The following is a 26,804-nucleotide window of genomic DNA, read 5'->3' on the forward strand; positions in this document are numbered from 1 at the left end:
TACCCGGCGCTCCGGTACCTACCGGGACGGGACTTTCACCCGCTAGTCCAATCCAACTTCCAGGACGCAACATCCTGACAGGCTATCAGTGTGAAGAATAAGCAGTGTGAAGAATAAGTTGTGCGAAGAATAAGTTGGGCGAAGAATAAGTTGGGCGAAGAATAAGTTGGGCTGCAATGTAAGTCGCATTTTCACGGCAACGTGCCACGCGCATGTCGGGGTTCATATTTCACGCGGTGGGGCAGGTAAAGCCTTTGCGCTGGTGCCGATTCCGCTACGAATTCGACGCCGCCGCGGTCACGACGACGGTGATGGTGTCGACACCGGGGTCAGAGGAGATGACCAGTTGGGAGGCGTCGGCTGACGATGTCACGGCGCCGCCGGTGACGTCCACGGTATACCCGTTGGGGAACTCCACCTGTGGCACGGCGATCGTGGTGTCCGAGCCTGCTGCGAAGGTTCCAGATCCGCCGACTTCTGCTGTGGAGTAGGTGAATTCGAAGACACCATTGCTGAACGACCACGAATCCGGCGTCCCCGAGATCACCTGAGGATACGGGGCGGACAACGCATCCAAGTTGCCTGTGTCGATGTTGCTGCCGGTCAAAGGTTCGGCGAGGTTCTTGATCAACCACTCCGTGGCCGCCGACGTGGACGTGATGTCGTTTTGACCTGTCAGGGCCCACTCGGTCCAGCCGATGAGATTTTGGTCGGCGGCCCCCATCGAGGCCTCGAGCTCTGTCACGTTGTTGGTGGCTCCGAATTCGGTCATGAAGGCCGGGATGTCGTGCGCCTGGGCGTAATCCACGGCGGTTTGGGCGATCAGGTCGACATCGGGCACGCACCCGATGACCGGGATGGTGAATTGACAGTAGTCGTGGAACGACAGGGCGGTGTTGGAGACGTCCAGGGAGCCCAGATGGATGGGTGACATGAAACTGGAGGTGACGCTGGGTTCGTAGAAGATCGTCGTGTTCGGGTCGACGGCGCGGATGGCCTCACCCACCTGGTCGTAGAACGGCGTCAGCTGCTGCTGCTCGAAGAACGGGTCACCCAAGACCGTCAGCGGCCATTGCGAACCCGGGCTCGGTTCGTTCATGATCTCGATGCCGGCCACATCAGAGTTGCCGTTGAAGTTGGCGGCGACGTGTTCAGCCATCTGGGCGTAGTTGTCTTCCAACCCGATGCCGTTGGAGGCGTCGGCGTTGACCCAGAACTCATCCCAGGCGTGCAACTCTGCGGGATCGAGGAACTCGTTGGCCGGGAAAGGCAATTGCACGTTGAGCGCCCCGGCATCCGTCGCCCACGTCGGCATGCCTTCGCCGCCGAAGTCGCTGCTGTAGGCGTCCTGGTGCATGTCGATGATGGTGTAGATGTCGTGCTGTCCCAGGATGTTCACGGTCTGGTCGATCGACTCCAGATAATCGGGGTTGTAGACACCCGGCTGCGGCTCCAGGTCGGACCAGATGATGCCGAGCCGAACCACGTTGTAGCCGTTGTCCTGCAGGAACTGCGCATCGGCATTGTCGAAGCCCAGAGCAGACGGGGTGCCCGGCGGAAGTTTGTCGATGAGGTTGTAACCGTGCATTTCGACGACTTGGCCGTCGCTGTTGATGAGGTAGTCGCCGTCGGCGGTGATCTGCGGCAACGTTCCGGTGGCGTCGTTGCCCGGTGCGCTGCTCAGGCCGAAGTCGCCGACCATGCCGTGGAAGCCGAACAAGCCGCCGTTACCCCCGGCGCCCCCCAGCGCGGGTAACACACCGGCGGGCGCGTCGGCGCCGCTGTCGCCCGCAGCCCCACCAGCACCACCGAAACCGAACAACGCCGCCGTGCTGCCGCCGTCACCCCCGGCACCACCGGCGGCCCCATCCACACCGTCACCGCCGGCGCCGCCGGTGCCGCCGTTACCGAACAGGACGTGAGCGCCGGCACCGCCGATGCCCCCGGCCCCACCGACCCCGCCATCGACTCCGGCCTGACCCAGACCGCCCGCGCCACCGACCCCGCCATCGCCCAGGAGCAACCCACCCGCACCACCGGCACCACCGATACCGCCGTCGACGCCGCCACCGCCGGCACCGCCGTCACCGATCAGCCCCGCCGAGCCTCCCGCCATACCGGCACCGTGATCGACACCGGCCGCACCGGCAGCGCCGGCGCCGCCGTCACCCATCACAAAGCCGCCGTCACCGAGGTTGCCGAACAATCCCGAACTCCCCAGCAGCGAATCATTGCCACCGGTGTATCCATTCACACCGTTGCCGATCAGATCCCGCCCGAACAACAGCACCGAGGGCTCGTTGAGGGCCGAGTCCAGCGCCTGCCCAACCGGACTGCCGATGTAATCCTGACTGGCCGCGACGGTGGCCACATCGAGCTGATTACCCACCTCGGCAAAAGTCGCGTCCAACAGCACCGCCACATCGAGGGTGTCGGTGAGCCCCGCACCCACATCGGCTCCCACAGTCGTGGCAACGTCACCCCCCACAGCTCCCAGATCAGCCGTGGCCGCACCCACTCCCGCCGCCGCCGCATCCAGGATCGGCTGAAGAATCACATCCAGCACGTCAGCACGCGCACCCGGCAACCCCACCCCCGCCGACAACGCCGCCACCGACAGCACACCAGCCGCAGCACCGGCACCCAGCACCCGGCGCGCGGCACGACCCAAAGCACCACGGCGCCGTTGCCCATACCGCCCGCCAGCAGCCATTCCACACACCTTCCGGGCACCGCGACAACCCGTCGGAGACCATTGAACACAAAACGGGCACCAATGACCATGGGACGTACGTGAAAACCCGCATGGAATTCCTCCGCGGGATGGGACCGTCGCGGACCGGCCCGGTTTTCGCGCGAAAATAACTGGCCAACCTATGGTCTCATCGGCGTGGCGAATGACAGTCATCTCCGTCGGCCAAATCGGCGCGCCATGTGGCAACGCTGCGACGGCGCTCCGGTGAGTAGGCCCGGTGATTAGGCAGAGATAATCCAGGCGTTCTGGAATGTCGGGTCCTGCCGCCGCCAGTGAATCAGGGGGGCGACCGTGTCTGGGCGAAGAGGCATGGCGCCATGGAAATTCCCGGCCTCGCCTCGTCGGCACCTCCGAATCGGTCAGCCCACGGCGTCTCGGACCCGGGCGGCGATCCCGGCCAGCGCGGCTTCGTCGTGGACCGGCGGCGCCAGGCCCGGCCGCTGCAGCGGTAGCTGCACCCAACTGGAACACCCCGCGTACTCGGGGGTGCGGGTCAGCCGGACCGGTTCGGTGAGCGGCAACGCGGAGACCACGAGCACGGCGAGTTGGTGTCGGGGCCGGAAGTCGAGCCGGTCCTCGCGCACCGATTCGGCGGTCCAGATATGCAGATCCTCGATTTCCGGCAGGCCTTCTGGTCGGATAACACTTAGTGCAGCAACGACTTTCGCTGCCGCACGAACCGTGATGTGCTCGTCGCCGCTGTCCCCGGCAGCGAGCGGGAGCAGGTCTTGGTGTTCGGGCCGGACACGTTCGGCGTGACTGTGCGCGACGGTCGGGAACAACAGAAACTCCCGGGACGTCAGTTCGAACCGCTTCTCGCCGATGCCGCCCTTGCGCAGCAGGATGGTCTGACGGCCGTCGAGCAGCGCGCGCACCGCCGCGCTCCACTCTTTGAGCGCGGGCGTCACCGCGTCACCCTGACCAGTTCGGTGATGGCGCCGCACATGCCCTCAACAATAGGGAGGCAATAGGAACAACCGTCGTGCGCCGTCGACTACCAGACCGCCACCGGGCGTGGATGCGGATGACTCCGGAGGCGACGGTCTTTGGTGACCAATCGCCAACCGTGTTCGACGGCAGTGGCATAGATCAGCCGATCGGCCGGATCCCCGGGAAACGACGACGGCAGCGACACCGCCGTGGCAGCCACCGATGCGGTGATGCCGACCGTGCGAACATGCTGGGCGAGCCGCCCGAGCCAGCTACGCAGGGGAATCGTCAACAGAATGCGTTCGTGTTCGGCAAGCCAGGCCAGTTCGAACCACGTGATGGAGGCAACGGCCAGTTCGTCGGCCTGTTCGACCGCCCGGCCGGCCGACTTGCTCAGCCGCTGCGGCTCAGCCGACCACCAATGGAGTGCGTGCGAGTCCAGCAGCACTGTCGTCACGAGGCGTCCCAGGTCTCCCCGGTGGTGAAGAGCTCGTCCTCGGCGGCGGCCGTCATCGCAACGCCGGACAACCGGCCCTTGAGTGAACCGGCGCCAGTGGCACCCACCAGCCGGGCCACCGTACGACCATGCTTGGTGATCTCGATTACCTCGCCTTGGGCGACGTCGTCGAGTAGACCAAGGATTTTTGCCTTCACCTCGGTAGCGGTCATATTTCTGGTCATATAGCCATAATAGTGGTCATTGAGGCACCGATTACGGTTGCGCTATGAGCGACGGCATCCTGCTGATCGAGACCGAAGACCGAGTCCGCACCCTGACCCTCAACCGCCCACAGTCGCGCAACGCCCTGTCCGCGGCGTTGCGGGACGGATTCTTCGCGGCCCTGGCCGACGCCGAGTCCGAGGCCGACGTCGACGTCGTCATCGTGACCGGCGCCGACCCGGTCTTCTGCGCGGGCCTGGATCTCAAGGAGCTCGGTGAGCGCTCGGCGCTCCCCGACATCTCGCCGCGGTGGCCGGCGATGACCAAACCGGTGATCGGGGCGATCAACGGCGCCGCGGTCACCGGCGGGCTGGAGCTGGCACTGTACTGCGACATCCTGATCGCCTCGGAGAACGCGCGCTTCGCCGACACACACGCCCGCGTCGGCCTGCTCCCCACCTGGGGCCTGAGCGTGCGGTTGCCGCAGAAGGTGGGCGTCGGGATGGCCCGGCGCATGAGCATGACCGGCGACTACCTGTCGGCCACCGACGCGCTGCGTGCCGGCCTGGTGACCGACGTGGTTCCGCACGAGCAGCTGCTCAGCAGCGCGCGGGACGTGGCGGCGTCGATCGTCGGCAACAACCAGGGCGCGGTGCGGGCGTTGCTGGAGTCCTATCACCGGATCGACGAGACCCAGACCGGCCCAGGACTGTGGCTGGAAGCGATGGCGGCCAGACAGTACCGGACCACTGGCGAGGACATCGCCGCCAACCGCGAGGCCGTACTGCAGCGCGGGCGCGCCCAGGTGCGCTAGGTCACCGCGGCGCGATGGAGGCGGCGAGTTGCTCGGGCACGGTGTTGAGCAGTTCGGGGAGCAGACCGCCGAAGGGGGTGCCTCCGAGGTTGAGGTCGAGTTGTGTGACGGTGGCATCCGAAGCCGTCACGTCCATCGTGGCCGTGATCGGGTGCGGCGGAACCAGAAGCCCGTCGAAGGACAGGTGGACCACGACCGGGATAGTTGGACCGGTGATGCCCGTGAGGTCGAGGACCTGTTCGAGCACCGGGCCCAGGACAGGGCCGCTGAGGCCCGGGAGAGCCGTTGCCGTGCTCACCGGCAGCGTCATGTCGACGACGGTTTCGCCGTTGAGGAAGCCGTTCAAGAAGTAGGCCGGCATGTCGACGAGCGCGCCGCCTACCGCAAGAGGGTTGCCGGCCTGCGCCGCCGCGGCCAGCGCAGTCACGCCCGTCGCGAGCCCGTTCAGGCCTGCCACAGGCGCCCCGAGCAGGGAAAAGCCCACCGACAACGGCAACCCGAAGTATGCGCTGGACTCCAGCACCGGGGCGTTCGGATTGGTTTCGTTCAGCGCGAAGCTCGCCGAGACGTTCGTATTCGTGAGCGTGGAGATCGTGTTGTCGTAGTTGTCCGCGATCTGTCCGGGGATCGAGCCTGGGCTGAAAAGGCCGGCGAAGTCGTGCGCTTGCTGCGCCGGGATGGACAGGATCGGGAGCAAGTCCCCGGCCGGCCCGAGGATCTTGATATCCGAGAGGTTGCTGGTGTCGTAGCCGCTGATGAACAGGCCCAGGACGCCGTGGGTGAAGTCCTGCACCGCCTCGTGGTAATGGCCCGCCGCTATCGCTTGCTCGGCCAGCCCCGCGTCGGCCCGGTAGACCGGGATGGTCGTCTGCAGGTCAGCGCCCGCTGTCTGCAGCGATGTCACGATCGTCGAGGTCCACTCGATCCGCTGCTCGATGAAGACTTGGGCCGCCGCCACCGGGTTGAAGTTCAACACCGGCTGGATCGCGAGCTCGAGGGCCGCTGGCGCGTTGGCCAACGTCGTGGGCAGATTGGTCAGGGCGTATGCGAGTTGCCCGCCCACCGTCTGCGCGTAACCCTCCTGGTTCGCGACGATCTGGCGCAGGAAGGGGAAGGGGTCGGCGCCCCAGGTGGCTCCGAGGTCGTGCAGGTTGGCGCCGGTTTGGGTGAACAGAACAACCCACGGGTCGGCGGCGGGATTGGACGGAGGCATGCTGGGCGGAAACAATCCCGTGACCACGGGCTGGATCAGGGTTCCGATCGGGTTGGACAGGACCGAGATCAGCCCGCCGTTCAGGATGTTGGACAGCGCCCCACCGGCGCCTTGACTCAAGCCGGTGAGTAAGGACCCGACGGGACTCCCGCCGATAACCGAAGTGCCGCCGCCAAAGATCGCGCCCAGGCCGCCCAGCAGTGTCGGCTGGGCGTTGGCGGCCTCGGTGCTCAGATATGCCGCCGCGCCGCCGCCCAACAAGCTCACAAAGTGGTCATGAAACGCCGCCGCCTGGGTGCTGGCGGCCTGGAATTCCTGGCCGAACGCGCCGAAAACCCGCGAGATGGCGATCGACACGTCGTCGGCGGCGGCGGCCGCGAGCGTGGTGGTGGGAACCGCTGCGGCGGCAGTCGCGTGCTGCAGCGACGCGCCCAGACCTGCCAGATTCCCGGCCGCGGCCGACATCGTTTCGGGTGCGGTGATCACGTACGACATGGTTTTCCCCCGCCCATACCACAGAGACCTGTACTGAGATCCTTATCACACAATGTCGTGCGCGAGGAAGTGCTCCCGCACGGCCGCGGCGGCCCTGATCGCCACGGGCCGCGATAGCCAATACGATCCCAACAACCGCAGAACAGGTTCGGGAGCGCAGGAGGCATCGGTGCGTGCTGTCGTCGATCTCACCGCGCGGGCGCCCGGCGCCCTGGCCTTGGTAGCAGCCACCGCGATGGCCTCCGCGATCACGGCAGCCGCGCCGCGGGCGGCCGCGCAGCCCCCGCCCGGATTCCCCACTCTCGACGATTTCAGCGCGGTCCCCGCGGACAGCTACCTCACCACGGCGGGACCGGGCACGTCCCCCCGGGTCAGGTTCTCCGCCCCGAACAACCTCGTCTGCGACTTCTACGGCGGGCCGCCGCCAGCGCCGCACCCCTCACAGGACATCCGGTGCAACGGCGACATGCCGGGGATGAGCGACGTCCCCTTCCCCGGCGGCAGCCATCCCCGGCCGGGTGATTGCGTGGTGGGGGCGGTGAATTTCAAGGGACCCGGCTACGCGTTGAGCCGCATGTCCTACGGCGGCTGCGACGGCAGCCCCGCCTCGTTGCCCTCGAACGGCAAATTGCTGGGTCCGGGCCAGAAGTTGTCGTATCTCAACGTGACGTGCGTCGTCGGCACGGAGAATCTCGCCGCCTGCCTGGATACCACCAGCGGCGACCACGGGTTCGTTCTCCAGCGCTCCGGCAGCTGGGCGTTCTAGCCGGGACGGCACTCAGCCGAGGGCGGCGCGCAGCGACGCCACCACGTCGTGGATCGAGCCCGTGGTCGAGTAGCCGGCCGCCAGCCGGTGGCCCCCGCCGCCGAAACCGGATGTGACGGCGACCAGATCGACGTGCTTGGCCCGCATCGACACCGACCACTGCCGCGGCTCGACCTCCTTGAAGACCGCCGCCACCTCGGCCTGCTGCGTGGTGCGCACGATGTCGACGATGCTCTCGACCTCCTCGGCCCGCGAGCTCGCCCAGTCCCTGTTCTCGACGACCGCGTACACCAACCCCAGGCCGCCGACCGCGTCGGGCAGCAACCGCGCGGAACCCAGCACCCGCGACAGCAGTGGCAGCCACGCGAACGGATGGGTGTCCATCAGCGTCCGGCTGAGCGTCGCGTTGTCCACGCCGATCTCGACCAGCCGGGCCGCCAGCCGCAGCGCGCGGGCGCCGGCCCAGCGAAACGACCCGGTGTCGGTGGTCAGCCCGGCATAGATGCAGTGCGCGATGTCGCAGTCGATCGGCCGGCCCCATGCGTCCAACAAGTCGGCGATCATCATCGTCGTGGAATCCGCGGACAGGTCGACGAAATTCGCGGTCCCGAACATCTCGTTGGAGACATGGTGGTCGATGACCAGCAACTGCGGAGCCGACATCGCCAGCCCCCTCAACCCACCCAGCCTCGTCGCGCTCGGAACGTCAACGGTCACGACCAGATCAACGTCGGCTCGCATCTCCTCGGAGCGCACCAGCAGCTGACATCCCGGCAGCGACGCCAGCGACTCCGGCAGCGTGGCGGGCGCGGCGAAGCCGACCTCGACCTGCTTGCCGCTCGCATCCAGCGCCAGGGCCAGCGCCAGCCCGGCGCCGATCGTGTCGGCGTCCGGATGGACGTGGGAGATCACCGCGATCGTCGCGGCAGCCGACAGCAACTCGGCGGCACCGAGCGCATCCACGCAGCGGTTCCGTGCGTCCGCGCGCGCGGTCTCGGCCACCTCGCCGGCCACTTCACCGGCCACCTCAGTCCCGGGATCGATCGCCCGCACCGCTGTCCTCGCAGGCCGTGTCCTCGACCGTAGCCCGGTCGCGGTAGGGATCGGCCTCCCCGGCCGGTTTGGCCCCGACGCGAACCCGCGCCAGACCGGCGTCCGCGGCGCGCGCCTGGGCGAGCAACTCGTCCATGCGGTGCACGGTCTCCGACGTGGTGTCCCGGGCGAACGTCAGCGTGGGAGTGAAACGCACGCCGGTGCCCGCCCCGACCTTGGTGCGCAGGGCGCCCCTGGCACGGTCCAGCGCGGCCGCCGCCGCGTCGTAATCCGGCTCGTCGTCCAACGTGGGGCCCAGCACCGTGTAGTACACGGTCGCGTCGTGCAGGTCGGCGGTCACCTTGGTGTCGACGATCGTCACCCCGGCCAGCCCCGGATCCTTGATCTCGAATTCGATCGCCGAAGCGACGATCGTGTTGATCCGCCTGGCCAGCCGGCGCGCCCGGGCAGGATCGGCCATCAGGTCCGTTCCTTCTGCACCAGCTCGTAGGACTCGATGATGTCGCCTTCTTTGATGTCGGCGTAGCCCACCGTCATGCCGCACTCGAAGCCCTCGCGGACCTCGGTCACGTCGTCCTTCTCCCGGCGCAGCGAACTGATCGAGAGGTTTTCGCTGACCACGATGTTGTCGCGCAACAGCCGGGCCTTGGCATTGCGGCGCACCACGCCGGAGGTGATCATGCAGCCGGCGATGTTGCCGACCTTGGACGACCGGAAGATCGCCCGGATCTCGGCGCGGCCCAGCTCTTTCTCCTCGTAGATCGGCTTGAGCATGCCGCGCAGAGCCTTCTCGATGTCGTCGATGGCCTGGTAGATCACCGAGTAGTAACGGATCTCGACGCCCTCGCGGTTGGCGAGCTCGGTCGCCTTGCCCTCGGCGCGCACGTTGAAACCGATGATCACCGCGTCCGACGCCGACGCCAGGTTGACGTTGGTCTCGGTGATGCCACCGACGCCGCGGTCGATGACGCGCAGCGCAACCTCGTCGTCGACGACGATGCCCATCAGGGCCTCTTCCAGCGCCTCGACGGTGCCTGCGTTGTCGCCCTTGAGGATCAGGTTCAGCTGGCTGGTCTCCTTCAGCGCCGAGTCCAGGTCCTCCAGGCTGATCCGCTTGCGGGAACGCGCGGCCAGGGCGTTGCGCTTGCGCGCGCTGCGCCGGTCGGCGATCTGGCGGGCGATGCGGTCCTCGTCGACGACGAGGAAGTTGTCGCCGGCGCCGGGCACCGAGGTGAAGCCGATGACCTGCACGGGCCGGGACGGCAGCGCCGCCTCGATGTCCTCGCCGTGTTCGTCGACCATCCGGCGCACGCGGCCGTAGGCGTCACCGGCGACCACCGAGTCGCCGACGCGCAGCGTGCCGCGTTGAATCAACACGGTGGCCACCGGGCCGCGACCGCGGTCCAGGTGCGCCTCGATCGCCACACCCTGGGCCTCCATGTCGGGGTTGGCCCGCAGGTCCAGGGCGGCGTCGGCGGTCAGCACGACCGCTTCCAGCAGCGCCTCGATGTTGGTGCCCTGCTTGGCGGAGATGTCGACGAACATGGTGTCGCCGCCGAAATCCTCTGCCACCAAACCGTATTCGGTGAGCTGGCCGCGAATCTTGGCCGGATCGGCGCCCTCGACGTCGATCTTGTTGACCGCCACCACGATCGGCACGTCGGCGGCCTGCGCGTGGTTGATGGCCTCCACCGTCTGTGGCATGACGCCGTCGTCGGCGGCCACCACCACGATCGCAATGTCGGTGGCCTTGGCGCCGCGGGCCCGCATGGCGGTGAATGCCTCGTGACCGGGGGTGTCGATGAAGGTGATCGGCCGCTCGGTGCCGTCGAGTTCGACGGTGACCTGGTAGGCGCCGATGTGCTGGGTGATGCCCCCGGCCTCGCCCTCGCGGACGCTGGCGTTTCGGATCGTGTCCAGCAGCCGGGTCTTGCCGTGGTCGACGTGACCCATGACGGTCACCACCGGCGGACGGATCTGCAGGTCCTCCTCGCCGCCCTCGTCCTCGCCGTAGGACAGGTCGAAGGACTCCAGCAGCTCGCGGTCCTCGTCCTCGGGGCTGACGACCTGGACGTTGTAGTTCATCTCGCTGCCCAGCAGCTCGAGCGTCTCGTCGCCGACCGACTGGGTCGCCGTCACCATCTCGCCGAGGTTGAAAAGCGCCTGCACCAGCGATGCCGGATTGGCGTCGATCTTCTCGGCGAAGTCGCTCAACGACGCCCCGCGTGCCAGCCGGATCGTCTCGCCGTTGCCGTGCGGCAGCCGAACGCCGCCGACGACGGGCGCCTGCATGTTCTCGTATTCGGCGCGTTTGGCCCGCTTGGACTTGCGGCCGCGCCGTGGCGCTCCGCCGGGACGGCCGAACGCGCCGGCGGCACCCCCGCGCTGGCCGGGACGGCCACCGCCGCCACCACCACCCGGGCGGCCGCGGAAACCGCCGCCACCGGCGCCGGGTGCGGCACCGACCCCGCCGCCAGCACCGCCGCGGTAATTACCGCCGCCGCCGCCGTCGGGGCGACCGCCGCCGGGGCGAGCACCGCCGGGCCGGGGCGCGCCGGTCCGAGGCGGACGCGGCCCACCGGCGGCACCGCCGGGCCGCGGGGGCATGTTGCCAGGCGAAGCGCCCGGGCGCGGCGCTCCCGGCCGGGGCGCGCCGGGGCGAGGTGCCGCCGGACGCGGAATGGGCCGGTCGACAGGCTGGGCCGACGAGAACGGGTTGTTGCCGACGCGCGGGGTACGCACGCCGGGCTTCGGCGCGGGCCCTGGACGCGGGCCCGGTGTCGCACCGGGGTGCGGCCCCGCCGCCTGGCCGGGTTGCTGGCCGGGGGCCGTGGGCGTGGACTTGGGCGCCGGGGCCGACGGACGGCCGGGCGCCGGCTGCGGGGTCGCGGCGGGCGCCGGCTGCGGGGTCCCGGCGGGCGGGGCCGGGGAAGCCTGGACCGGGGAAGCCTGGGCTGCCGGCGCCGGTGCGGCCTCGGGACTCGTTGGTTTGGCGGGCGCCGCTACGGCTTCCCCGTTGCCGACGGACTTGCTGATCGCCTCGTCGAGGGCCTGGTCGAGCGATTTGTCGGGGCCCTTGGCGGGAGCCCTGGTCGCGCTCTTCCCGGGGGCCGGCTTCCCGCCGCCCAAGGACTCGCGCAGCCGCCGGGCTACCGGCGCCTCCACCGTCGACGACGCGGATTTGACGAATTCGCCCTGCTCGCTGAGCCGGGCGAGGACTTCCTTGCTGGTGACACCGAGTTCCTTGGCCAACTCGTGTACGCGGGCCTTACCTGCCACTACATCTCCTGTCTATGAGGCGCGACAGTCGTAGGCCGGCGCCTCGGTTCTAGCTATGACGCATGGTCATCGAAACTTCACGGTGTGCTCATGTTCTTGCTACCTGTTCTTTCTGCCGGGCGAGTCGAGTGCATTGGCGTACTCGACCACCGCGGTGGTGTCCGGTGAACCGGCGATGCGCAGCGCCCTGGTGAAAGCTCGCCGCCGAATCGCCTGGTGGATGCACTGTGGTTCGGGGTGCAGCCACGCACCCCGTCCCGGCACGCCAGTGCCCGTGTCAACGGTCACGGCATAAGTACCGTTCCCCGTAGACACAGCTGCCACTCGAAGCAGGTCGACGGCCAACTCTCGCTTTCGGCAGCCGACGCACGTGCGCACCGGTCCATCGGTGCTTCGGTGCGCCCAACCGGCTTCGGGAGCCGAAAGCTTGCGCTGGATCACGGCTCAGTCTAGCGTCACCCGGCCCGTGGTCAGAACCACCCGCAGCCGGACCGTGATCTTCCCATCCGACCGGGCTAGCCCGATGGCCCGACCGCCCGGCCGTCACCCTGGTCGGGGCGGTCCTCGGCGTGCGCCGGCGAGTCGCCGCGGATGTCGATGCGCCACCCGGTGAGCCGGGCGGCCAGCCGGGCGTTCTGGCCCTCCTTGCCGATGGCCAGCGACAGCTGGAAGTCGGGCACCACCACGCGGGCGGCGCGGGCGGCCGCATCGATGATCGACACCGAGACGACCTTGGCCGGTGACAGTGCGTTGGCGACGAAACGGGCCGGGTCCTCGTCATGGTCGATGATGTCGATCTTCTCCCCGGAGAGCTCGCTCATCACGTTGCGGACCCGCTGTCCCATCGGGCCGATGCAGGCGCCCTTGGCGTTGAGGCCCGGAACGTTGGACCGCACCGCGATCTTGGAGCGATGACCCGCCTCCCGGGCGACCGCCACGATCTCCACCGAGCCGTCGGCGATCTCGGGCACCTCCAGGGAGAACAGCTTGCGCACCAGGTTCGGGTGGGTCCGCGACAACGTGATCATCGGCTCACGGGACCCGCGGGTGACGCCCACCACATAGCACCGGACCCGGTTGCCGTGCTCGTAGCTCTCCCCCGGAACCTGCTCGGCCGACGGGATCACACCCTCGGAGGCTTTGGTTTCGGTGCCGATCCGGACCGCCACCAGGCCGCGGGCGTTGGCCCGGCTGTCCCGCTGGATCACCCCGGCGACGATCTCACCCTCGCGGGTGGAGAACTCGCCGTAGGTACGTTCGTTCTCGGCGTCGCGGAAACGCTGCAGCATGACCTGCCGTGCGGTGGTGGCGGCGATGCGGCCGAAACCCTCGGGGGTGTCGTCCCACTCGCTGATGACGTTGCCGTCCTCGTCGGTCTCGCGAGCCATCACCCGCACGACACCGGTTTTGCGGTCGATCTCGATGCGCGCGTCGTTCTGATGGCCCTGGGTGTGCCGGTAGGCGGTGAGCAGCGCCGATTTGATCGTCTCGAGCAGCTCGGTGACCGAGATGCCCCGGTCCACCTCGATAGCATGCAGCGCCGCCATGTCGATGTTCATGTCCCGGCCTCCGTCCTGCGGGCCTGATCCGTGTGGGCCAGATCCGACTCGACCTGGCTCGGCGGGGAAAACTCCACCTGCACCACGGCCTTCACGATGTCGGCGAGGGGAACCTCGCGAACGGCCAGGCCGCTGCCGTTGCGCACCACCAGAAAGACCGCGTCCTCGCGGGTCTCGCCGACCCGGCCGGTGAGCCGGGAGCCGTCGGACAAGGTGGCATCGATTGTGCGGCCGCGGGCGCGGCGAAAGTGCTTGACGCTGGTCAGTGGGCGCTCGACGCCGGGTGAACTGACCTCGAGCACGTAGCCGTCCCCAACGTCGTTCAGGCCGTCCAGCAAAGCCGACGCCGAGCGCGACAGGGTCGCTATCGTGTCGAGGTCAAGCGCAGTGTCACCGTCGGCGACGACCGTGATCCGCGGCGGACGTGCCCGGGAGTCGATGACCACGTCTTCGATCTCATAGCCGGCGCGCGCGAACTCCCCGGTGAGCAGCTCGATCACCTGCGTCTGCGACGGTAGCCCGGTGGTCACTGCGAGCTCCTCATCTTGAGTTGTCCGGTCATCTGGCGAGTGTCGCCGCCCACCCCGCGTCGGGCGGCGTCCGTGGCCCGGTGGAACGGTGGCGGCCACCGTTTCCCGAGGACCGCGACTCAACGATACGCCAGAGATCGCGGATGACGGCGTTATCGCCTGGTCAAGGTCCTTACAGCGGTCAGCCTCAGACCAATGGCAGGATATTGCTGTGCCCAGCCCATCACCGGTTACCAACAGGCGGGGTGTGCTCACCGGCGGCGCTGCCTTGGCCGCGCTCGGGGTGATGGTGTCCGCCTGCGGCGAGCCCGCGCCCAAGCCTGTTGGCGTCGAAGATCTGTTCGGGCCGTTGGACCAGGCGCGGCACGACAGTGCGCTCGCCGGCGCGGCCGCGGCCGCCGTCGGCAACCCGCCCCAGGTTGCCGCCGCGCTGTCCGTGGTCGCCACCCAGCGCGCCGCGCATGCCCGTGCCCTGTCCACGGAGATCTGGCGCGCCTCTGCCAAGTCGGGTGCGGCCTCCAGTACGTCAAGCGAGACGACCAGCCCCAGCCCGACCGGCGAGGCGGCGCCGCCACCACCGCCTCCGCTGTCCGATGTGGTCGAGTCGCTGCGCGTCTCCGCCGAGAGCGCCGGCCGCCTGGTGGCCACCTCGTCGGGTTACCGGGCCGGACTGCTGGCTTCCATCGCCGCCAGCTGCACGGCGAGTTACTCGGTCGCGCTGGCACCCGCGGGACCGACACCGTGACGACGCCCACGCCGCGCGCGACGGCGAAGCGGTCGCCGGCCGGCACCACCGGCAAGGATGGCGACGACGCGGCGCTGTGCGACGCGCTCGCCGTCGAACACTCGACCATCTACGGCTACGGCATCGTGTCGGCCCTCTCGCCTCCCGGCGTCAACAATCTGGTGGTGGAAGGCCTGACCGAGCACCGCCAGCGCCGCGACGACCTCATCGCGATGCTCAACGCGCGCAAGGTGAACGCACCGGTCCCCGCCGCCGGTTACCAGTTGCCGATGCTGGTGGCCAGCCCGGCGGACGCGGCTCGCCTCGCGGCGCGGATGGAGAACGACTGCGCGACGGCCTGGCGTGTGGTCATCGAGCGCGCCGAGACGGCAGAGGACCGTGCGTTCGCCTCGACGGCCCTGACCCAATGCGCGGTGCTGGCCGCCAGGTGGAACCGGGTGCTGGGCGCCTGGCCCATCACGACGGCCTTCCCGGGCGGCGACGAATAAGAGTTCCCCGCGTCGCGGTCAAGAACCCAGCAGCGCCGCGATCTGGGCGGCCAGCGACTCGCCGGCGGCCAGCTCGCGGGTCTGCCCGGTGAAGCGGTCACGCAACTCGACCATGCCGTTGCCCCAGCCGCGCCCGACGACGACGATCCAGGGCACCCCGAGCAACTCGGCGTCCTTGAACTTCACGCCGGGTGAGGCCTGGCGGTCGTCGAGCAGCACCTCGACGCCCAACCGGTCCAGGTCGGAGGCCAGCGCGGTGGCTCCGGTTCGGGCCCCGGCGTCCTTGTTGGCGATCACCAGGTGGACGTCGAACGGCGCCACCGCCGACGGCCAGCGCAACCCGAGTTCGTCGTGGTGCTGCTCGGCGATGACGGCGACCAGCCGCGACACCCCGATGCCGTAGGAACCCATCGTCACCCGCACCGGTTTTCCGTCCTCGCCGAGCACGTCGACGGCGAAAGCATCGGTGTACTTGCGGCCGAGCTGGAAGATGTGCCCGATCTCGATGCCGCGTGCGGACACCAGCGGGCCCGCTCCGTCGGGTGACGGGTCTCCGTCTCGCACCTCGGCGGCCTCGATGGTGCCGTCGGCGGTGAAGTCGCGGCCGGCCACCAGGCCCACGACATGCCGCCCGGGCTCGTCGGCCCCGGTGATCCAGCTGGTGCCCTCGACCACCCGCGGATCGACCAGGTAGCGAACCTTGTTGTCGTGCAAGCCCTTCGGGCCAATATAGCCCTTCACCAGGAATGGGTACCTGGCGAAATCGGTGTCGTCGAGCAGTGCGTGCTCTGCGGGCTCGAGGGCCGCGCCCAGCCGCTTGTCGTCGACTTCCCGGTCGCCGGGCAGCCCGATGGCCAGCAGCTCCCAGTCCCCGCCGGGCTCGCGGACTTTCAGCAAGACGTTTTTCAGTGTGTCGGCCGCCGTGACGGTGCGGCCCAGGCCGGCGTTGTTGGCCCACTCCACCAGGCTGGCGATGGTCGGGGTGTCGCCCGTGTCGTGGACCTGTGCCTCGGGCAAGCAAGCCACGACCTCCGCGGGACGCGGTTCGGGCCGGGTGGTGACCACGGCCTCGACGTTGGCCGCGTAACCGGATTCCAGGCACCGCACGAAGGTGTCCTCGCCGATGGTGCTCTCGGCCAGGAACTCCTCGGAGGCGCTGCCGCCCATCGCGCCCGAAGTCGCTGAGACGATGACGTAGCCCACCTGCAACCGAGCGAAGATGCGCTGGTAGGCCTCGCGGTGCGCGCGGTAGGCGGCCTCGAGGCCGGCGTCGTCGACGTCGAAGGAGTAGGAGTCCTTCATCAGGAACTCCCGGACGCGCAGGATGCCGGCTCGCGGCCGCGCCTCGTCGCGGTACTTGTTCTGGATCTGGTAGAGCACCAGCGGAAGGTCTTTGTAGGAGTTGTATTCGCCCTTGACGGTCAGGGTGAACAGCTCCTCGTGGGTGGGGCCCAGCAGGTAGTCGTGGCCGCGGCGGTCCTGCAGCCGGAACACGCTGTCGCCGTATTCGGTCCAGCGGTTCGTCGTCTCGTACGGCGCGCGCGGCAGCAGGGCCGGGAACAGGATCTCCTGGCCGCCGATGGCGTTCATCTCGTCGCGGACGACGCGTTCGATCCTGCGCAGGACCCGTAATCCCAGGGGCAGCCAGCTGTACAGCCCGGGCGCGACGGGACGAACGTATCCGGCGCGGATCAGCAGCCTGTGGCTGGGGACTTCGGCCTCGGCGGGATCGTCACGCAGGGTGCGCAGGAAGAGCTCGGACATCCGGGTGATCACAGCGGGCCAGCCTAGTGGTGGACACCCCCCGGCGACGATGCGGGCGCGGGGGGGCAGGGCAGGCGCGACACTGAAACCGGCGCGGCGACGCGCCGGTCGAGGTCACGCCGTGTGCAGTCCCGGGCGAACACCGCTGCGCCACGCCCCACCGAGGCGAGCCCCGCAGTCCGATATAGGGCCTTGCTCAGCGGCCGCCTTGCGGTCCAGGCTCATCGCGCCAGGTATGCGCCAGGTATGCGGCAGCAGCGGCATGCTGGGATCCTCGCCGAATTCGTCGTCGAAAACGCGACCAGCCCGGCCGGGTCGGCGCCAGGCTCCGGGAGCGTCCCAGCGAACCGCTGCGACCGGCGACCCCGGACACATCTGGGTGGTCTCCGCCGGCCAACAAGCCTCGATTCAGGCTATCGCTTTGGCCGAGGGGTTTTGTGGCTTCGATCGATCGGCTACTCCCTCGAGCCTATGAGCTGTTCGCGGCCAACCGAGCCGCGCGACAGAAACTGTCATCCTTCTGTGCGGCAAACCCCGGTCATGACCTAAAGGACGTGCTGCCGTAGCACGCCGCATTGCCGACATCGAGCGTATTTTGGCATCTGAGGACGTTGCCGATGTAGATCCGTACTGTCACCCACTTACCAGGCTGCCATACCGGAGCGGCGATGCTGCTTCGCCAGTCGGCGCGAACCTCGGCCCCATCCGTGCCCAGGCTGCGGGGGTTGGCCATCGTCACATCGGTTCGCCATGGCAGCGGCACATTCTGCAGAAGTTGCCTCGCGGAGCCATCGAAATACTCGATGCCGCCCACTGTCGGGATTTGATCCGAAACGACCTCGTAGGTCACGCTCTCATCAGCGCGCGCGATTGGGGCCAGCACCCCCGCAGATAACCCGGTGACCACTATCGTTACGAGCCTGCTGCGAATCATTTGCCGTCCCGCACGCTATCTAGGGTCCCGCCAGTACGACCGCAGCCAAGGTGTATCCGGTCGTGTCGTTACGGCGAATGCTCACCCCGAAGTCTCTATACGAGCAGTTCGGGATCGTGGCGTAGCCTTCCAAAAGTGCGCCCTTTATGGCGTTGCCGTCGTTTTTGTCGGCGCCCTGCAGCAGGTATGCCTTGGTGCCGCGGTAGCCCAGATCTTTCAGGCCCTCCAGTGGGTCAGAAACCGGGACTCGCGTTGCTGTGTGATCGAGGTAGTCGTTGGTCGATCGGTTGATGACCGATGCCACATGCTCGACGATCGGATTGTATTGCATTGCTTTGCATGATGTTTCGCTGCGAGCCAACGACACAGCGTCTCGGAGATCGGTTCCCGAATCCGCGACCGCCGCAGGTGACAGCGTAGTCCCAGTGGCGAGAACAATCGCGACGATCAGTGCCGATTCGATCATGGAATCCCATGGCGGCGGCGTGCCCCTGCCGCTGTGGGGTGACCACGAAGCCAAACGGTGGCCGACCATGATCGCTGCCCTTTCTCTATTTCCGATGCACGAGTTGCATGCCGACTCAGGCCTGCGGTGATTAACTCGGGGGACAGGATGCGTAACTATTACATACATAGGATCGCTTGTCGTCCCATGCTTTGAACCACGTTCCTTGTGGCGTTATCAAGAACTTGAACTCGCCGTGCCCGCAATACGTGTTGCCCTCCGGCGTGCTCGCGCAAGTCGTTGAGTTATCGGTCACGTAGCTGCGCGGAGGCAGTGTCCGTGCCGCTTGTCCGGCGGGGAACTGAATAGCCGCCGTCCAGCCGTGGTGCACGGAGCGATTTCCGTTGAACCAGGCGATGTGATTGTCGCCCGGCGGTGCGCCGGGAATATCACCAGTGCAGCCGAAGCTTCCCCAAAACCAGATCCCGCAGTTCAGCCCCGAAGGGGACAAGAACCACACGCCCGGATGGTCGGGAATGACGAATTCGTCTGGCCCCAATTGGGTGTACCAGGTCGTTATGTGCGCCATATCCGGAAATGGACTGGCCGCCGCATCGGCAGGCGGGTCCGCGTGTCCCGAGGTCGCGTTGCCTAACGCCAATGCGATCGCACACCCGACGGCCGCCGAGCGACGGTAGCGGCTGCACCGTCTGCCATCGCGCCCTGGGGGTAGCGTACCGTGTCGACCCTTCATTGGTCGTCCTGTCGGTCTCGAATATCTTGCATTCGTTGCGATTCCATCTAGTCGCACACGTGGGAACGGTGGATCCTGGTGCCCCAACGCTTGACTCGTTGCACCGATGGTCCGGTAAACCAGTCGGGCTGATGGGCTTTGATGCCGGCACTCACATTGGATAGGTGCTGCCAGAGCAGGTAAAAACTCTCGCCCTCGTAAAGCGGGAAGTAGACGTCGCCCGAGTGGTCCTGGGTCTGGGTGAGCGCTTGGACACGAGGGGCGAGGAAGTCTACCGACTGGTCGATGTTTGCGGTGACGATGTCGACCTGCTGCTGAACTACCCCGAAACTGTAGTCCCAGTCGCTGGCCGAACCCATGATGACACCCGGGCCGTTGGGGGTGATGCGCTCGAATTGCAGCCTGTCGATCTGGCGTCGCAGCGTATCGTACTGTGCGTTGAACCACTGGCACATCTCCCGCTCCGCGGCGATATCCGCATCGGTAACACTTGTTCTGGCTTGGTCATAGGGAAAAGGAAACTTCGGAGCCCAGTTCGAGGCGGTTGGGATGACGACCGGTAAGGGCCGGATCAGATCGCTGTCGGGGCCGGGTTGGTACGGCGGGTCGGCACCGGACTTCGGGCCCATCACGACGGTTGTCGCCGCCAGCATGACCACCGCACAGCCCGCCGCGATGCGCAACGAAGGCAACAGCCTTGTCGCTGGCTGCCGTTTCTGAGCGATCCCAGCCTCACGCATAGTTATTTCTTTCCGGTACTTTTCGCGCTCTGGTGTGTTACTTCTGCTGTACCACAGCGCCAACCCCACCAACATCGCTGATTTGCCAGTTCTTGCCGCTGTCGATCGTGAGACTGTACGTCGCCGTGGATTGCAGCGGTTCGGAGGCTTGCACGGTCTTGGTGAGAATACTGACAAAACAATCAACGACATACACTCCGCCCGTATCCGAACGAACCTTGGCTACGAGTGGGTTTGAGGTGGAAATCCACTGAAGAGGAACCAGGATCTGCTCCATCTCCTGCGCCGCCTTGGTCAACTTCTCTTTGAGTTCTGGAGTGGTTCCGGCGACCAGTTTGGTCTTCCACGCATTAATGTTCGTGTAGTTTATTGCCGCGGCATTCACAGCATAGTCGAGGGCGATTTTTTCGGCGTGCGTCGTGGTTTCCGATCGGCGAGCCTGGGCGTCGAGATTGTGTCGTACTCCGACGTACAGCCAAGCCAGCACCGCGACAGCGCCGACAAGCGCGGTGATCACCGCCGCAACCACCAAACTGCGGAAGGAGATTGTCACTCGGAGCTGTCTCGCGGATCTCTTGTCGTTGGCGTTATCCACGGCCTGATCCACCGCTTGCGGTTGCGCAGGATCCTGCTTGGTCGTGTCGTGCGCCTCCGGCTCTGCCGAATCGGCCTCGCACGGTTCGTAAGTGTCTGATTCTTTGACGCTCATCGGGTGCCCCTCTCAATTTCCAGGTCGGGTGTTTCCAGTGCGGTGGCGCCGGTGGAGTCCATTGCTGCCCGCCTAATTTCCGGTGATGGCGACATGCAAGGTAATCGCACCGTCCGCCGGCAGCCCGTCCAACACGTTCGCCAGTATCTGACCGGTGTCGAAGTTGAGCAATGCGCCGGCGATGCGCTTGACGTGCGGCGTGAACGCTTCGCCAAGCACCTTGAGGTCGCCACCATTGTTGTCCAACAGCTTCTGAATTCGGCCCAGGTACTTGTCGAACGCGATATCCATTGCCGGCGCACCGGCGTCCACCTCCAATGGGATGGTGCTGAGCACTGAACGAATATGGGGGTTGAGATTCTCGACCATCGGTGTGAGTTCGGCGAGCAGAGGGCCGAGCCAGCCGGCCTTGCCCAGCAGTGTCTGAAGGTTGTCGAGCAGTTCTCGGCCGCGGCCACGCATATCGGCCGCGGTGTTGCGCAGCAGGCTGCTGGCGTGCGAGAGATTGGGAAGCACTGAGTTCGCCTTCGGCAGTGCGACGTCGGCTTCGCCGACGATGCGTTCGAGCGCGCCGGGATCGAGCTGATTAAGCACCCGTACCACGCTTTTCGCCAATTCCGATATCGAGGGTGGCTGGCTTATCGATTCTGTTGCGATGCGCTGGCCGTTGTGCAGCATGGGTCCGCCCTGAGTCCGCGGAACCAGCTCAATATAGGATTCGCCGAGCGCAGATAGATTCTCTAGGCGAACATCGCTGTCGGCGGGAACGTGGAACCGGTCGCCGATGTAGAAGTCGATAGTTGCCCCGTCGACCGCGGCCGTGATATTGGTGACCTTGCCGGCTGGCGCGCCCCGCAGCAGTACATTCGACCCGACGACCAGACTATTGACATCGGCCACCTGCATGGAGATGTTGATGCGGTGGGAGGGCGGCCCTATGCGGACACCAAGGAAGCCGATGTAGCCCACGGCCAACGCGATCATCAGGCCGAATATCATGAAGGACAACATGTCTCGCACTCTCATGGCGCCGCCCCGATGATCCGCAGGACATCTTGAACGTGGTCGGACATTTCCAGCCCGTCGGGCCCCACTATTGACGTGATGTTCATCGCGGGATATTTATCCTGCGGGAGGAAGTATTCGTAGAAGAGCCGTCGCCACGCCGGCAACTCGGCTTCGAACGCCCGTTTGTCGCGCTGCATCGCCGCGAAGGCGTCGGCGACCGAACTCAGCAGGGGAATCAACCAATATCCGTCCGAGTAGACGCTGCCGGCGGAAGTCAGGAGCGTGCCGACGTAGGCCGCAGATCTTGTCATGCGATCAAAGCCCACCATTCCTTTGGGCGAGAACCATTCCTGGAATGTCGGGATGCGGTTGTGCATGACATCAGCCGTTCCGGACACACCGTTGAGCCATTGGTCGACTGTATCGATGCCCTTGGACAGGTCCGCAAGGTCGACGGCCACTCGCGAGGCGATTTCGCGCGCCGTACCTCCTTGTGGGGTAACGCGATTGAGGCCGACAATCGTGTTCTGCACTCGTTGGACGGACCCGCTGGACACGAAGTTCGCCAGATTAGCGATGGTGTCTTCCAGTTGCGGCGGAGACGTGGTGTGCGCCAGCGTGACCCGTCCGTCCGGCCCTAGTGCAGGGGCTGCCGGTTCCTTGCTGCGGGGCCGGTTGAGGGCGACGTAGATGTCGCCCAGCACCGTGGCTTGCTGCAGTGCCGCATGGATGTTCGACGGCACCACAACGCTGGGGTCGAGTCGCGCGGTGACATCGACGTAATGGCTCGTGACCGCCACGTAGGTCACGACGCCGACGGTCTTGCCGTCCATGACCACTTTCGCGCGCTCGGGCAGATTGAGGACGTTGTCGAATTCGAGGACTATGTTGTGCCCGTTGTGGTAGGCATTTCCGGGCTGGGGCAACGCGTTGACGTCCAGCGATGCGCACGATGACACCGCGACGACACTGGCGACGACGACGGCAGTCGACCACGCCTGCCTGCTCATCGCCTTGCCGCCTGGCTGAGTACGTACTGCAGCAGTGCGACGTCGACCGCGTATGGCTGTCCTTGGACGTTCGCGCAGCTGCCGGGCATCGATGCGTTCATGAGATTGCACAGCGCGACTCCATCGGGGGTATGGATGCGATACAGCGGCGGCCGATATCTGAGAGGGCTGAAGGGCCGATTATTGAAATGATTGGCCAGGGTGTTGATCCACCAGGGCACCGGATTCAGCAGATTTGAAAGCCGGGGGGCATGCGCGCTGAGCTTCCTCAACTGAACCCCCGTCGTGTCCAGGGTGAACTGAGTCTCCTGCCCGAGGTTTGTCTCCAAATCAGCGACCATCGGAATCACCCAGATGAGTCCGTCGGTCAGCCGTCGGCCCCCGTCGATTGCCGCGTCCAGGCCCGGCGTGGTCTTCTGAGCGTCATACATGATCTCCTTCAGCGGCCCCCTGATCTCTTTGAGCACCGTCGTCAGGTGAGCCAGGTCGGCGATGAGGGATCCGATGTCGCTGATCGCTTGGTCAGGACTGTCGAGTACCGCCGCCGACGTGGTCAGCAGTTGGTTGATGCCGGCTCCCTGGTTGTGGATCGCCTGATCGACACCGCGCACGACATCGCCGATGTTCGTCGACCCGTTGGGGTTGACCGAATTGATGAAACTGGTTGCCGAGCCGATCACTTCGGACAGGCTCTTAGGGGTCGACGAGCGAGTGAGTGGAACACATCCGCCGGCGCGCAGCTGCGGTCCCGAGGCATAGTTGCCGACCAGTTCCAGCGACCGGTCGGCGAGGATTGATGTCGACCTGATGATCGCTTTGACGTCCCGCGGCAACCGACGATGCTCGGTCACCGTGAAATCGACACGCACGTCGAGCGCACCGGGGGCAATGGCTTTGACCGATCCGATCTGATAGCCCATCTGGGTGACCGGATTACCGACATAAAGCCCGATGCTGTCGGGCATGATCGCGCAGTAGTCGGCGCGCTGACTCTCGGGCTTCGGCGCGCACGAGCCGCCCGCGGCCACCGACGCGGCCGTCAGCATGGTTGCTGCGACCCGGCAAACGCGCCTGCGCACCTGCGCGGCCATTAGCACCCACTTCCCGTCACGGGTATGCACAGGTCGGTGGCCAGCAGCTCTGGCCCCGCGTTCTGCGCATCAAGGACCCGCTCGATCTTGCTCCGCACCAGGCGCAGCCCTCGGACTATCACGCCATTGCGATCCGCCCAGTACCGGGCTTTTTCTTGCCAGTGCCGAACCTTTTCGAGAAAATCGTCGCGATGATTCTGGTAAAAGACACCGGCCGGTGCGAGCGCGTCCATAATGTCACCCAATCCCTTGAGCGCACCACCGAATCCCTCTCCGTAGAGCACAAGCGTCTGCTCCGTGATCGAAATTTTGCGGACCATGTTCTTCAGCTCGTCACCGAAGTTGCTCAGCCCTTTTATATACTCGTCGGATAGGTTGAGAATCGCGGACACTTGCCCACGTTGTTTTTCGATGGTGGACATGAGCGCGTTGCCCGCATCGATTATTGCGGAGAGCGAGTCGACGTTGCCCCCGGCAAGTCCTTTCTGCACCTCTTCCAGCGACTGATTGATCGGCGTCGGGTTGACGTTTCCAGTGATCTTCGTCGCATCCGCGAGGGTACGCATCAGGTTATAGGGCATCGTCACGCGTTCCACCGGAACGGCCTTTCCAGCCAGAGCGGAGTCCCCTAGCGAAACGATGTTCACGTAGTAGCCGCCGACCGCTGTGAGCATGCGGACCTGGATTTGCGACTGGTCACCGACGAATGCGTCGTTGTCGATTTGCGCCTCTACCCGCACCCGGTCTTGTTCCAGCGCAAGATCTTTCACCTTGCCGACGGTGATACCGGCAATTCGCACCTGATCACCACGACGGATCGAAGCCGCATCTACGGTGTAGAACGTGACGATTCGCTGGGCTGGTGGGCTGATGTAGAGCGCGGCCGCCACCAGCGCCATTACCGTCGCGAAGGCCAACGTACCGGCACCCCACGCAAACGGGCTACGCAGCACTTTCATCGGTTGCACAAGACCACCTTTTGTCCGTTGACCAGGATGTCCATCGGCGCCGGCAGTTCGAAATGGCCCTTCGTGCAAGGAAGAGTCGTCCCGGCGACCGGCGGTTCTGGAATGCCGTCCCACATGACCGGGACCAACTTGAACGCGTCGACATAGTCGTCGACATTGGTGAATGCCCGGTCCAGTGCGGCGTCGATGTCAGTGGGAATGTCGTCGCCCGGAACGGGTGCCGGATAGATTTGAAACCGAAAAGAGCTGTTGGAAATCGGCGGGAATCCCGCATTAGCGATCAATCGGAGCGCCACGGCGGTGAATTCGGGACCGAAGAGCTGAGATTTTCGGAATTCATCCAGGTATTTGAGAGCACTGTCCAGTGGTCGGTTTGCCCACTCGAGTATTTGGATCAACTCTTTTGAATGTCCACCGATGACCTCAGCGACTTCTGACAGATTTTGCATCAATGTGGCGACCACTTGCTGGCGGTTTGACACGAACGCGGTGAGCTTACGGATACTTTCCAGCATCGGCCCCAAGCCGTCGCCAGCACCGGAAAGGTACGCTACCGCGTTGGTCGAGAAAGTGTTTATCTCGTCGGGACTCAACGTCGCGATCACGGGTTGCAGCCCGTTGAACAACGCTGTGATATCGAACGATGGTTGTGTCATCGCGGTGGTGGCCCGAGTCACGAGATCGGTGACCGAATAAACCTCCACCGGGTTCATGACATCGACATACCGCAAACCGGTGAGCGTCTGGTATTTGATGGCCAATCGAGTGGCGGATACCACGCCGTATCGCTTGTCGAGCGTAAAACCGACGCAAGCCAGGCTTTGGCCACCCCGTCGCTCGAGCCGGATCGATTGCACCTTTCCGACACGCACTCCGCGAACACGCACGTCGGCGTCCTTATGCAGTCCGGATGCGTCGGTGAACTCCGCGCTATACGAACGCTGATCCGCTGCAACGGGCTGCTGAATGACGTTGGCCAGCAAGATGAAAAACGCGATCGCGGTGAGGCCGCTTATCGCGAGGCGCCACAAAGCCGCTACGGGTGTCATCAGGGGCCCCCAATGGCGCTGATCGGAGCTGCCACCCCGGGCAGGTTGTCAAGGACAATGCGAACTTTCAGAGCACGCTGATCAGGGGGACCTGCGTACATTTTCTCAAATCGGGTCCGCAATTCGCCCAACAGCTGCGCGAAGCCTTCGGGCCTGATCAACGGCGGCACCACGTCAAACAGCGCCTTGACCGCCTCGGTCACGGGAAGCAGATCGTCAAGATGCGTGGACTCGAGCCTGCCCACGTCAGCCAAGAGCCCTTCGGACGCCAACTTCAGGCTCGGTATGTATTTGTGCTCGAATTCGTCGCTGCTGACGTCTGAGGCACTGTGGTGTTTGAAATTTATATCGTTGTGTATCAAACTCTCGCCGGTTCCCGCGAGCGCGTTGACCGTGGACGGGAACACCACGCTCAGTCCGGCCGTGTTGTTCAAGAGTCGGGCGGTACTGACTGTTTGCACCCGGGCAACGGAATCGGCGGTGATCAACGCCGTCTCTATCAGCGGATCCAGCGCGTCGGTATAGCGAGTGGCGCGATCGATCACCTGGATCAGCCGTGGTGTCAACACGCCGACCGACACCTCACCAAGACGGGACAGCAACGCCTGGAGGGTGAAGTTTCCGGTCGGCACCGTGTTGATCCGAATCCCGTCCCTCAGTGGTCGGCCGCCAGCACCCGGGATCAGATTGATGCCGGTGACACCGAAATAGTTGACCGGCCGAAAGTCGATCGTCATCGTGTCGGTCAAGCCGGCTGCCAGCGGCTTCTGTAAGTGAGCAGCGACGCGCACGCCCCCGCCAGGCAAGCTGGACACACCCGTGACCTCCCCCACCCTGACCCCGTGCAAGACCACCGCCGCGCCCTCGGCGACTCCTTGACCGACATATGGCGTGTCGATAGAGAACGAAATCACCCCGGCCGGCCGGCCACCGAACGGAATGAACTCAGCGAGCAGCCCGGCCACCGCGACACATATCAGCACCGCCGCACCGACAATGGTCAAAGTTCTCTTCTCAGCTTCCTCCGAACCATAAATCAACACG

The 26,804-nt window shown here is 65.8% G+C and carries 27 protein-coding genes; 4 read left to right on the plus strand and 23 right to left on the minus strand.

Features of this window, described 5'->3' with window-relative positions; translation table 11 throughout:
- Positions 1-274: 274 nt before the first annotated feature.
- The 4 genes from AC2VOK_RS12740 to AC2VOK_RS12755 all read right to left on the minus strand — a co-directional run bounded on the left by AC2VOK_RS12740 (position 275) and on the right by AC2VOK_RS12755 (position 4,354).
- Positions 275-2,713, minus strand: a complete 2,439-nt coding sequence (locus tag AC2VOK_RS12740) for a cellulase family glycosylhydrolase (protein ID WP_428900797.1) — start codon at positions 2,711-2,713, stop codon at positions 275-277.
- Positions 2,714-3,114: 401 nt separating this feature from the next.
- Positions 3,115-3,663, minus strand: coding sequence for a DUF1802 family protein (locus AC2VOK_RS12745; RefSeq protein WP_428900798.1), 549 nt, complete (start codon positions 3,661-3,663; stop codon positions 3,115-3,117).
- A gap of 86 nt (positions 3,664-3,749) precedes the next feature.
- On the minus strand, positions 3,750-4,142 hold the full coding sequence (locus AC2VOK_RS12750) for a type II toxin-antitoxin system VapC family toxin (RefSeq protein ID WP_428900799.1): 393 nt from the start codon (positions 4,140-4,142) through the stop codon (positions 3,750-3,752).
- Entirely contained in the window at positions 4,139-4,354 is a 216-nt protein-coding gene (locus AC2VOK_RS12755; RefSeq protein WP_428900842.1) for a type II toxin-antitoxin system Phd/YefM family antitoxin, read from the minus strand. Before AC2VOK_RS12755 ends, AC2VOK_RS12750 begins: the two co-directional genes overlap by 4 nt.
- Before the next feature lie 56 nt (positions 4,355-4,410).
- On the opposite strand from AC2VOK_RS12755, the gene AC2VOK_RS12760 reads away from it, so the two are divergent.
- Positions 4,411-5,160 (plus strand): enoyl-CoA hydratase, encoded by a 750-nt coding sequence (locus AC2VOK_RS12760; protein ID WP_428900800.1) that lies wholly within the window; start codon positions 4,411-4,413, stop codon positions 5,158-5,160.
- Between the two features lies 1 nt (position 5,161).
- Here AC2VOK_RS12760 and AC2VOK_RS12765 read toward each other — a convergent pair whose 3' ends face one another.
- Positions 5,162-6,868 (minus strand): PE family protein, encoded by a 1,707-nt coding sequence (locus AC2VOK_RS12765; RefSeq protein WP_428900801.1) that lies wholly within the window; start codon positions 6,866-6,868, stop codon positions 5,162-5,164.
- A 169-nt stretch (positions 6,869-7,037) separates the two neighbouring features.
- On the opposite strand from AC2VOK_RS12765, the gene AC2VOK_RS12770 reads away from it, so the two are divergent.
- Positions 7,038-7,634: a hypothetical protein gene (locus tag AC2VOK_RS12770; RefSeq protein WP_428900802.1), complete on the plus strand. Its 597-nt coding sequence runs from the start codon at positions 7,038-7,040 to the stop codon at positions 7,632-7,634.
- A 12-nt stretch (positions 7,635-7,646) separates the two neighbouring features.
- Here the strand turns inward: AC2VOK_RS12770 and AC2VOK_RS12775 are convergent, their stop codons facing one another.
- From AC2VOK_RS12775 to rimP, 6 genes are all read right to left on the minus strand, one after another.
- Positions 7,647-8,687, minus strand: coding sequence for a DHH family phosphoesterase (locus AC2VOK_RS12775; RefSeq protein ID WP_428900803.1), 1,041 nt, complete (start codon positions 8,685-8,687; stop codon positions 7,647-7,649).
- The gene (gene rbfA, locus AC2VOK_RS12780; RefSeq protein WP_428900804.1) at positions 8,662-9,147 is read right to left on the minus strand and encodes a 30S ribosome-binding factor RbfA; all 486 of its coding nucleotides are present in this window, start codon (positions 9,145-9,147) and stop codon (positions 8,662-8,664) included. Before rbfA ends, AC2VOK_RS12775 begins: the two co-directional genes overlap by 26 nt.
- On the minus strand, positions 9,147-11,966 hold the full coding sequence (gene infB, locus AC2VOK_RS12785) for a translation initiation factor IF-2 (RefSeq protein WP_428900805.1): 2,820 nt from the start codon (positions 11,964-11,966) through the stop codon (positions 9,147-9,149). Before infB ends, rbfA begins: the two co-directional genes overlap by 1 nt.
- Positions 11,967-12,065: 99 nt before the next feature.
- A complete protein-coding gene (locus AC2VOK_RS12790) occupies positions 12,066-12,407 on the minus strand; it encodes a YlxR family protein (protein WP_428900806.1) in 342 nt (113 codons plus the stop codon).
- 74 nt (positions 12,408-12,481) lie between these two features.
- Positions 12,482-13,525, minus strand: a complete 1,044-nt coding sequence (gene nusA, locus AC2VOK_RS12795; protein ID WP_428900807.1) for a transcription termination factor NusA — start codon at positions 13,523-13,525, stop codon at positions 12,482-12,484.
- Positions 13,522-14,055, minus strand: coding sequence for a ribosome maturation factor RimP (rimP, locus tag AC2VOK_RS12800; protein WP_428900808.1), 534 nt, complete (start codon positions 14,053-14,055; stop codon positions 13,522-13,524). Before rimP ends, nusA begins: the two co-directional genes overlap by 4 nt.
- Before the next feature lie 286 nt (positions 14,056-14,341).
- Between rimP and AC2VOK_RS12805 the strand changes: the two genes are divergently transcribed.
- Together AC2VOK_RS12805 and AC2VOK_RS12810 are read left to right on the plus strand one after the other, a co-directional pair.
- Entirely contained in the window at positions 14,342-14,800 is a 459-nt protein-coding gene (locus AC2VOK_RS12805; protein ID WP_428900843.1) for a hypothetical protein, read from the plus strand.
- Positions 14,797-15,288 carry a ferritin-like domain-containing protein gene (locus AC2VOK_RS12810; RefSeq protein WP_428900809.1) on the plus strand — a complete coding sequence of 164 codons (492 nt, stop codon included), beginning with the start codon at positions 14,797-14,799 and terminating at the stop codon, positions 15,286-15,288. Before AC2VOK_RS12805 ends, AC2VOK_RS12810 begins: the two co-directional genes overlap by 4 nt.
- Before the next feature lie 18 nt (positions 15,289-15,306).
- Here AC2VOK_RS12810 and AC2VOK_RS12815 read toward each other — a convergent pair whose 3' ends face one another.
- The 12 genes from AC2VOK_RS12815 to AC2VOK_RS12870 form a co-directional block, all read right to left on the minus strand.
- Positions 15,307-17,064, minus strand: a complete 1,758-nt coding sequence (locus AC2VOK_RS12815) for a proline--tRNA ligase (RefSeq protein ID WP_428900810.1) — start codon at positions 17,062-17,064, stop codon at positions 15,307-15,309.
- A gap of 102 nt (positions 17,065-17,166) precedes the next feature.
- Positions 17,167-17,316, minus strand: coding sequence for a hypothetical protein (locus AC2VOK_RS12820; RefSeq protein WP_428900811.1), 150 nt, complete (start codon positions 17,314-17,316; stop codon positions 17,167-17,169).
- A gap of 274 nt (positions 17,317-17,590) precedes the next feature.
- Positions 17,591-17,902: a hypothetical protein gene (locus AC2VOK_RS12825; protein WP_428900812.1), complete on the minus strand. Its 312-nt coding sequence runs from the start codon at positions 17,900-17,902 to the stop codon at positions 17,591-17,593.
- Between the two features lie 103 nt (positions 17,903-18,005).
- Complete coding sequence (locus tag AC2VOK_RS12830; RefSeq protein ID WP_428900813.1) at positions 18,006-18,452, minus strand: hypothetical protein; 447 nt, start codon at positions 18,450-18,452, stop codon at positions 18,006-18,008.
- A 780-nt stretch (positions 18,453-19,232) separates the two neighbouring features.
- Positions 19,233-19,814: a hypothetical protein gene (locus AC2VOK_RS12835; protein ID WP_428900844.1), complete on the minus strand. Its 582-nt coding sequence runs from the start codon at positions 19,812-19,814 to the stop codon at positions 19,233-19,235.
- A gap of 148 nt (positions 19,815-19,962) precedes the next feature.
- Entirely contained in the window at positions 19,963-20,634 is a 672-nt protein-coding gene (locus tag AC2VOK_RS12840) for a hypothetical protein (protein ID WP_428900814.1), read from the minus strand.
- A 72-nt stretch (positions 20,635-20,706) separates the two neighbouring features.
- Positions 20,707-21,660, minus strand: coding sequence for an MlaD family protein (locus AC2VOK_RS12845; RefSeq protein WP_428900815.1), 954 nt, complete (start codon positions 21,658-21,660; stop codon positions 20,707-20,709).
- A complete protein-coding gene (locus AC2VOK_RS12850) occupies positions 21,657-22,652 on the minus strand; it encodes an MlaD family protein (protein ID WP_428900845.1) in 996 nt (331 codons plus the stop codon). Before AC2VOK_RS12850 ends, AC2VOK_RS12845 begins: the two co-directional genes overlap by 4 nt.
- Positions 22,649-23,743 carry an MlaD family protein gene (locus tag AC2VOK_RS12855; protein WP_428900816.1) on the minus strand — a complete coding sequence of 365 codons (1,095 nt, stop codon included), beginning with the start codon at positions 23,741-23,743 and terminating at the stop codon, positions 22,649-22,651. The genes AC2VOK_RS12850 and AC2VOK_RS12855 overlap by 4 nt, the downstream gene beginning before the upstream one ends.
- Positions 23,743-24,702, minus strand: coding sequence for an MlaD family protein (locus AC2VOK_RS12860; protein ID WP_428900846.1), 960 nt, complete (start codon positions 24,700-24,702; stop codon positions 23,743-23,745). Before AC2VOK_RS12860 ends, AC2VOK_RS12855 begins: the two co-directional genes overlap by 1 nt.
- Positions 24,699-25,763, minus strand: coding sequence for an MlaD family protein (locus AC2VOK_RS12865; RefSeq protein WP_428900847.1), 1,065 nt, complete (start codon positions 25,761-25,763; stop codon positions 24,699-24,701). Before AC2VOK_RS12865 ends, AC2VOK_RS12860 begins: the two co-directional genes overlap by 4 nt.
- Positions 25,760-26,803, minus strand: coding sequence for an MlaD family protein (locus AC2VOK_RS12870; RefSeq protein ID WP_428900817.1), 1,044 nt, complete (start codon positions 26,801-26,803; stop codon positions 25,760-25,762). Before AC2VOK_RS12870 ends, AC2VOK_RS12865 begins: the two co-directional genes overlap by 4 nt.
- Position 26,804 lies beyond the last annotated feature (1 nt).

Source organism: Mycobacterium sp. TH-M116 (genome assembly GCF_057473685.1).

Bases quoted from the DNA above. Each gene is read 5' to 3' on its own strand.
- AC2VOK_RS12740 (WP_428900797.1), bottom strand. From the start codon at position 2,713: ATGGCTGCTGGCGGGCGGTATGGGCAACGGCGCCGTGGTGCTTTGGGT.
- AC2VOK_RS12755 (WP_428900842.1), bottom strand. From the start codon at position 4,354: ATGACCGCTACCGAGGTGAAGGCAAAAATCCTTGGTCTACTCGACGAC.
- AC2VOK_RS12805 (WP_428900843.1), top strand. From the start codon at position 14,342: ATGGTGTCCGCCTGCGGCGAGCCCGCGCCCAAGCCTGTTGGCGTCGAA.
- AC2VOK_RS12850 (WP_428900845.1), bottom strand. From the start codon at position 22,652: ATGAGCAGGCAGGCGTGGTCGACTGCCGTCGTCGTCGCCAGTGTCGTC.
- rbfA (WP_428900804.1), bottom strand. From the start codon at position 9,147: ATGGCCGATCCTGCCCGGGCGCGCCGGCTGGCCAGGCGGATCAACACG.
- AC2VOK_RS12760 (WP_428900800.1), top strand. From the start codon at position 4,411: ATGAGCGACGGCATCCTGCTGATCGAGACCGAAGACCGAGTCCGCACC.
- nusA (WP_428900807.1), bottom strand. From the start codon at position 13,525: ATGAACATCGACATGGCGGCGCTGCATGCTATCGAGGTGGACCGGGGC.
- AC2VOK_RS12765 (WP_428900801.1), bottom strand. From the start codon at position 6,868: ATGTCGTACGTGATCACCGCACCCGAAACGATGTCGGCCGCGGCCGGG.
- AC2VOK_RS12830 (WP_428900813.1), bottom strand. From the start codon at position 18,452: ATGATCGAATCGGCACTGATCGTCGCGATTGTTCTCGCCACTGGGACT.
- AC2VOK_RS12845 (WP_428900815.1), bottom strand. From the start codon at position 21,660: ATGAGAGTGCGAGACATGTTGTCCTTCATGATATTCGGCCTGATGATC.
- AC2VOK_RS12840 (WP_428900814.1), bottom strand. From the start codon at position 20,634: ATGAGCGTCAAAGAATCAGACACTTACGAACCGTGCGAGGCCGATTCG.
- AC2VOK_RS12860 (WP_428900846.1), bottom strand. From the start codon at position 24,702: ATGAAAGTGCTGCGTAGCCCGTTTGCGTGGGGTGCCGGTACGTTGGCC.
- AC2VOK_RS12835 (WP_428900844.1), bottom strand. From the start codon at position 19,814: ATGGGCCCGAAGTCCGGTGCCGACCCGCCGTACCAACCCGGCCCCGAC.
- AC2VOK_RS12855 (WP_428900816.1), bottom strand. From the start codon at position 23,743: ATGGCCGCGCAGGTGCGCAGGCGCGTTTGCCGGGTCGCAGCAACCATG.
- AC2VOK_RS12820 (WP_428900811.1), bottom strand. From the start codon at position 17,316: ATGCCGCTGCTGCCGCATACCTGGCGCATACCTGGCGCGATGAGCCTG.